Raw genomic sequence first — 7,349 nt, 5'->3', positions numbered from 1 at the left:
TTAATAATTTTATATCTAGGCTATCAAGCCAATACAAATTTAAAAACAATCAAAGCACAAGAGCAAATGATTCAACAGAATTCACAAGTGATTACAAACCAGATCAACTACTTGAAACAAATACGGAACTAGATCATGCAGACCGAAATCGACCAATTTTTGACAGAGCAAAACAGCTTATTGATGCAACAAAACAACTTGTTAGCCGAGCAAAACAAGGTTTTGAGTCAACAAATCGATTCATTAAAGACCATTTTGAGCGACTACAGCGAAGTCGAGCTGAGTCTAAAGAGCAAAATCAGCAATCTGAATACAGAGAAAGAAGCACAGCAAGCCTTAATTTTGACACTGAAAGCAGAGCTTTCAAAGCTAGAGCAGGGCAACTTTTCGGAGCAGTTACAGCAAGCATTTCAAGAAAACTTGAAGACCCAATTACAAACGCAATTAGCGAGAGCATTAAATCAACTGGATTTAAACAGCATTGTCAGCGACTTGGTGAAGATAGAATTAAGACCCATTCAAATGACAATTGGCACACAGCAGGCGGACATCGAGAAAGCACTCTCGAAAATCTTGCAATTGAAAGTACCCAACAACTTTTACGAAGATTTGGAGACGCAAAGCAAGCAGATCAATACGCTTGGGGAAACTGTAGAAAGATTAATAGCGTTAATCAACAACTTGAACGACTAGAAACCACAGTAGCGGAAATTCGACTCAAGCCAAAACCGGCTACGAATTTCAGTTACTTGCGAAGTGACGGTTATTACCCCGATTACGTTGGTTATCACAAAGAACTATGCGACAAGCAACAGGAGGCCTATAACAATAAAAACCCACTACAATTGATTGATTACATACAGAAAAAATCTAAAAATTTAGAAACGTACATTAGCCGTGCACGTTCAAATATCCACGAATGGGAATACGATAAATTTGAGAAAATGATCAAAAATGACAATCAAATGCTGAAATATCTGAAATGTGAGAAGATTTTAGAGCCTCAAAACGACCATTTGAAACAGCAAAGAGAATCATATCAAGCGTGTTTAAAGAGTTTTGAGACTATTAAAAGTGATATTTACGAAATTAAAAATCCATTGCCTAGACAGAATACTTCTCAACAAACTTATGAACCTGAGCATAAACCAAAACCTAAAAATGATTTTGAATTAGATTTTTAATCTAATTCAGCAAAACAGTAATCAGAGGGGGAATGAGCGATTTATCTTTATGTCACTCACACTCCGTTCGCTTTGTTTTTTTCTTTTTGAACCTCACAGGTTTAAACCAAGCGAGTGTCTACGAGCGATTGAGCATCATAAAAATTTCAGCAACGCCTTTTCCCTGATTACAAACTCCCTTTTAATCTAAAACGGTAAGTACAGAGCATCCCGAATGGGTGCGAACTTTGGGGCTTTTGATCTTAAAAAAGCATGAGCATAGCGAATGCATTATCAATCTTTTTGCTCTTGGTTTTGCTTTTGAAACGACACGAGCGAAGCGAGTGCCATAGCTTTTGATTTTGCCTTTAATTCTCTTTTATTCTTTTAAAAAGCTTTTAAATACTTTTAGACACCCTTCCAGACCACATATAGCAAGGCTTTCAGACTTTAAAAAACTACAAATGGCATGAACTAAACTACAAATGGCATGATTTTGGCACATTAGAAACTACAAATGGCATGATTAGAAACTACAAATGGCATGAACTAAACTACACTATATTTAATGTAGTTTTATGTTAAAAACTACAAAAATCGTGTGCAAAAATAAATCAATATGATATAAAAAACTACTTCTTGCGGAATGTAGTTTCATGGATTATAAAAAAACATACCCTGTATCTTGGGTTGTTATGCAGAATACGATTCAAGAGTGCTTTAAAAGCATGAGTATTGATGAAAAACGCTTATTAATTCTTGCTAGTCCTATAGCTCGGATAATTGATGCAACTGAAAAAGATGCAATCACCATAACATCAGAGAGCTTTGCAAAAGAATGCGGTATAAAAACCAACTCAGCGTATTCGCAAATGGAAGAAGCGAGTAAAAACCTGTTAAGACGTTATTTTTCCTATGGTGATAATAAGAAAAAAACCTACTGTAACTGGGTCATTAGAGCAATATATGAGAATGGTTCAATATCCATATGCTTCCCAGAGGAAGTTCTTTTGATGCTCAAAGAGTTCGACAAATTAAATCCATACACTAAGTACAAGAAAGACATCGTACTCAGTCTGAAAAAAGACTACTCGTTCGACCTATATCATTTAGCAAAAAAATATCAAGCTATGGGACAATTTGAAATGTCCTTAGAGCATATAAAAACTGAGTTAGGTTTGCCAAAGTCCTACGACAAGCTATGTAATTTAAAAGACCGTGTAATTAAGCCTTCATTAGATGAAATTACAGCTAATACAGACATTGAACTCACTTATGAAAACGTTAAACAAGGACGGTCTGTGGTTGGTTTCAAGTTTATTGTGAAAGAGAAGCCTAAGCCAAAACTCATAGCACCCGAGAGAGAGACAAAGACAGTAGAGCTATTTTGTAATATGTCAGATCCCCAAATTAATAAATACAGCACTATTCTATCTAAACTTTCTGAACTTTCTGATCTAAGTAATTTTCCTGACTATCCTACTTTTGCGATTTGGATTAGTGGGATTTTACGAGATCCAAAAAGTGTAAGGGAAGAAACGGCTAAACGAATTTTGAAGGCTCTACATCAAAAAACGGATTTCAAACCATAAAATCAGATTATCCATATGAGCTAACAAATCCCGTGAAACATTGCTTAAATACTAAGCGTGGAACGTGAACAATCATTAAAAAAGCCCAATCGGAGAGGGTTGGGCTTTTTGCTATACGATAAAACTATGATTTATATGAAATAAAAAGAAGCATTTCGTATAACGCGTATTATGTTAATTTTAGGAAAACTTACAGAATGTATAATTTAAAGATTATGGTTTGGGTGATCCTTATCTTAGTAATCTTATGGGGAATACAATGGATGTTTCATGGCTTTCCAACAGGAAATTAAAGCTATACATTGATGATTTCGTATAATCCGTATTATGTTAATTTCAGAGAAACTATTACAAATAGAATATTACTTTTATATTCTCAAATGAGCCGCTATCTTTCTTAAAAAATACTATAAATAACTGTTATTACTGATTATTATTTTTTAAATCAGGGCGAATTTTATAAATATTATTTTGGAGTTCAAAAATATGACTGAGAGCTTTTCCTATCAGTAAGATATTTTCTCTATTTTCTAGTGATGGATCTGATTGAATCTTACTAGGAATACTGTCTAATAATATTGCAGCTTGATACAAATCATCATTTATTTTTTTTAATTGATCCATTTTTCTCTTCTATATATGTTGGTAAGGATCCCAATCATATTACATTGAGATCCTGATTTATTAGGCCGTGGTATATCTTGTTGTAGCTTCTCTAGTTTCTGAACTAAAAAGGTTTAATAATCTATCCGATGATGGTACAGGAAGATTTGGTGGATTCCAATCACCTGTAGTGATGCATGTATTTAAAGAGTTTCCACACTCTGACATTCCACCCCTACCAGCAGACCCATAGACATCAATACAGTCTGCATAATATTCTGCACACAATTCTTTCGTTAAATAATATGAAGGCGTTGTAGGATCATATGCAAGAGCAAGACTACTAGTTATTATTGTACTAATTAGAACTATTTTTTTTAAGAACATAAGAAAATTCCAACTTTATTGTTAATTTGATATTTAAATATGATTCTTTAAAATTTAACTATTATTAAAATTACTCAAATCGAATAAATTTTTGAATAAATTCGCTTCATTTAACATAATGGCGATTATACGAAATTTAGCGATTAGAAACCATTTATTACATCAAAAGTAATGAAAATGTAAAGATAATGACTTATATTGTCTTTACATTATTGGTTTTTAGAGGAATTAACCATGTCCGCAGTCAATTTTAATATGCGTTTAGAAGAAGACTTGAGGGATAATGCAAATCATATTTTTGAAGAATATGGTTTAACAATGCCACAAGCATTTAAACTTTTTTTAAATCAGGTGGTGAAAACAAGAACTGTTCCATTAGCTTTTGACTATGCGAAAGAACCAACTCTGACCCCAACAGCAGTAGCAAAGTTGCTTCAATCTCTTAAAGAGATTGAAAATGGGGAGTACACCGAGTACGAAACAGTAGAAGAAGCAATCAAAGCCATGTCGGATGAAGCTCATGGCTAAACGAAAGATCATCGTAACCAACTCATTTAAACGAAATATTAAAAGACGTTACTTAGATTTAGTTACGGCTGAATGGGCTGAGGTACTGGACTGTTTAGTTGCTAATAGTCCATTGCCTGAAAAATACCTAGATCACCCATTAAAAGGTGGTGCTGAGTTTAAGAATTGTCGAGATTGTCACGTTAAACCTGATTTAGTCTTGATTTACAGGCTCGTAGGGGATGACATTTTAGAGTTACACCAGTTAGATAGCCATTCAGAGATTTTTGGCTAATTTTAGCTCGATGCTTTGAAATATGGCTTTAGCCATGTTTCAAAGCATCGAGCTACTTTACGCTAGTTGCACGATAAGAAAGTTTGAAAAGAAGCTAAGCATTGCATAGCCTTCAAAGAGTTCAATATGAGAATAAAAAATTTAGCTCAAATTTTTATAATTATTACATTGCTTACTGGTTGTATAGCGAAGTCCCAACCCGTATCTAACTCCATAGAGTCAGTAAAACCTATCATTTTTATTAAACATGCTAATTCTGGTTCAAGAGTAACCATTACTGGTGGGAAATTGCATGTAGATCCTTATGGTTGTATTCGGCTTGGTAGTGATACCGGTTCATTTATTATTTGGGCTAATAATCATGAGTTAGAATATACAAAGGACGGTAGGATTAGCATCACCAATAAATTTAATAATCATAAAGTTTTTATAGGTAATGAAATTATCCTTAGTGGAGGGCCGTCATCAGTAATACCAAAATCTGTTACTCGCTTTATTCCTGAAGTTTGTTCTACCTACGGCTATTGGATTGCTTCTCCCCTTTAAAAGTTATGTAAATGAGCCAGTCCCCATTTCCATCATAATTTCAACATAAAAACTCATATACAAATTTAGGTATTATTAGCTGATAAACCCTTTTTTTGATCTTTTTATATAAATCTTTCACGATATAGTAGAATACTATTAGATGACTAAATAAGATAAGCAAGCCTACCTGTATATACAAAATTCTTCGAATTTTGATATACAGGGACTTGTTAGGGGAAACCCCTAAGACCCCAAGCCCATCAAGATGGGCAAGTCAACAAAGTTGACTTAAAAGCAAAACCAAAAGCCTGTTAGTGGGATGTGTATATGCGAAATAAAACTAAAATTTTCAGACTCACAGAGTTACAGCTAGAACAACTTGAGCAGCACCTCGAAAAAGAGAACACGAATTTTACAGACTTCATTCTCTCTTTAATTCAAAGGGAAATCATGCAAGATGCTGTAACCGTAAGACGACCAGAAGAATATGAAAGGAAGCCTAGACTCAAAGTTAAAACAGTGATTGAAGTGGTTAAACGCTATCAAAAAACAGATCCTGCTTTACTGCTTGAGCTATCCAAAATCGGGAACAACTTAAACCAAATTGCACGAGCATTGAACATCATCAAAAATGCTGATCCGCAAGAGCAACGCAAGTTAGATATTTTCAGCATTTTTTCAGTTTTAAAAGGCATTCAAACCGAGTTAGAACAAGTATTTCCTGCACTTCCGAAAATCAGCAGACAAAGCCCTGAAAGGCTTAAAAAGCAATTGTCTTCGATACAGCTTGCTGAGGAGGATGAAAGTGCATATTAAATTTTTAAATCACGGCAAAGGATCGGCCGCACACGCTTCAGCGTATGTTTTAGATAAGTTCGATCATCTTGGCAATGTTCGGGCAGGTGTTGATGTTTTGCGTGGTGATGCGACTACATTTAACGCCATCTGTGACTCAAGTCCACATTTGTGGAAGTACACCAGTGGCGTGATCGCATGGTCAAAAGAAGACAGTCCGACAGATGAACAAATAAAAGAAGTCTTAGACGAGTTTGAAAAGCATGCTTTTTCGGGACTAGATCCCTCACAGTACCACCTTTTTGCCGTGCTTCACACAGACGATGACGGCTCGAAGCATATCCACGTTCTAGCACCACGCCTAGATATTCAAAGCGGTAAATCACTCAATATTGCCCCACCCGGCCATGAAAAGCATTTTGATTCTTTACGTGATTACTTCAACACAAAGTACCAGTGGTCACGCCCCGATGATCTGCTTTTGATGAAAACGACACAAGAGCCAAACTATGTCGCAAAACTCAACGCTCAAGCTAAAAATATTTTTACAGGTCAAGATCTTGAGGCGCTTACAAAAAAGCAGTTTGGCAAGCTCGTTGATAACTACGTACAAACATTTTTAAGGACTCTGACAGTAAAAAACAGAGCAGATATTGTCCAGTGTATTGAGCAACTGGAAGGAATCGCATCGGTCAAACAAAGTAAAGAATACTTAACTGCCACTTTGAAAAGTGGCAAAAGACATCGACTTAGAGGCGACTTTTATCATGAACAATTCGAAATTAACGCTTATTCAGAGCATCTCAGAGCAGCAGCAGAAAGCCGACCAACTACAGCAGAGCTTGCAACAGCTCTCCGAAACGCTGAAAACGTTCGAGATGACTATCGAGCAAAGCGAGAGACCTATCACCAACAGCACTATACTTTTAAACGAAGTACAGCAGACAACATCGGCCATAAAATCGCATCTCAGAGCGATTTTGACCGAAATAGGGAATCTATCACCCAAAGCCATAAAATCGCTAACAGCGAGCTATACGGAGCAAATAGACGCACTGCAAACGCAGTTAGCGAATATAGACCTATCGGAAATATCAAAAGTGAAATCGAGCATAGATTCGTTTTCAACCTCAATTCACGCTCTACAGGCTCAAGTCAACAAGCAGTTGCAGAGCCTCAGAATCGACGAAAAGCTCCTGCAGAACAGCATTCAACACCAAGTACAGCAAGCGATAGAGGGGCAGAGAGAGACAATAGAGAGTCAGTTGCAGAGCCTTTTGACGGAAAAATTGGGCAACCAGAGAGCAACACACATCCTATGGGGGATGATAGCTTTTGGACTGCTGATTCTTTTAATAATTTTATATCTAGGCTATCAAGCCAATACAAATTTAAAAACAATCAAAGCACAAGAGCAAATGATTCAACAGAATTCACAAGTGATTACAAACCAGATCAACTACTTGAAACAAATACGGA

Annotated in this window: 7 protein-coding genes and 1 pseudogene; 7 read left to right on the top strand and 1 reads right to left on the bottom strand. The window is 35.9% G+C overall.

Going from position 1 to position 7,349, the window contains the following annotated elements:
• Together FTT99_RS16120 and FTT99_RS16115 are read left to right on the top strand one after the other, a co-directional pair.
• Positions 1-1,184: pseudogene (locus FTT99_RS16120) on the top strand (mobilization protein); the annotation flags it as partial.
• A 635-nt stretch (positions 1,185-1,819) separates the two neighbouring features.
• Positions 1,820-2,755: a replication initiation protein gene (locus FTT99_RS16115; RefSeq protein WP_159124544.1), complete on the top strand. Its 936-nt coding sequence runs from the start codon at positions 1,820-1,822 to the stop codon at positions 2,753-2,755.
• Between the two features lie 423 nt (positions 2,756-3,178).
• Here the strand turns inward: FTT99_RS16115 and FTT99_RS16110 are convergent, their stop codons facing one another.
• Positions 3,179-3,379, bottom strand: a complete 201-nt coding sequence (locus FTT99_RS16110; protein ID WP_163146734.1) for a hypothetical protein — start codon at positions 3,377-3,379, stop codon at positions 3,179-3,181.
• 600 nt (positions 3,380-3,979) lie between these two features.
• Here FTT99_RS16110 and FTT99_RS16105 point away from each other — a divergent pair.
• The 5 genes from FTT99_RS16105 to FTT99_RS16085 form a co-directional block, all read left to right on the top strand.
• Positions 3,980-4,273, top strand: coding sequence for a type II toxin-antitoxin system RelB/DinJ family antitoxin (locus FTT99_RS16105; RefSeq protein ID WP_159124548.1), 294 nt, complete (start codon positions 3,980-3,982; stop codon positions 4,271-4,273).
• Positions 4,266-4,547, top strand: coding sequence for a type II toxin-antitoxin system YafQ family toxin (locus tag FTT99_RS16100; protein ID WP_159124547.1), 282 nt, complete (start codon positions 4,266-4,268; stop codon positions 4,545-4,547). The genes FTT99_RS16105 and FTT99_RS16100 overlap by 8 nt, the downstream gene beginning before the upstream one ends.
• Before the next feature lie 126 nt (positions 4,548-4,673).
• Positions 4,674-5,093: a hypothetical protein gene (locus tag FTT99_RS16095; RefSeq protein WP_159124550.1), complete on the top strand. Its 420-nt coding sequence runs from the start codon at positions 4,674-4,676 to the stop codon at positions 5,091-5,093.
• Positions 5,094-5,402: 309 nt separating this feature from the next.
• Positions 5,403-5,891 carry a plasmid mobilization relaxosome protein MobC gene (gene mobC / locus FTT99_RS16090; protein WP_159124546.1) on the top strand — a complete coding sequence of 163 codons (489 nt, stop codon included), beginning with the start codon at positions 5,403-5,405 and terminating at the stop codon, positions 5,889-5,891.
• Positions 5,875-7,349: relaxase/mobilization nuclease domain-containing protein (locus tag FTT99_RS16085; protein WP_180161668.1), on the top strand; the 1,475-nt coding region annotated here is incomplete at its 3' end. The genes mobC and FTT99_RS16085, both read left to right, overlap by 17 nt.

Source organism: Acinetobacter sp. YH12040, assembly GCF_013420005.1.
Taxonomy (GTDB): Bacteria; Pseudomonadota; Gammaproteobacteria; order Pseudomonadales; family Moraxellaceae; genus Acinetobacter; species Acinetobacter amyesii.
Note: the sequence above shows the minus strand (reverse complement) of the source record. Positions and strands in the feature narration are given on the sequence as shown.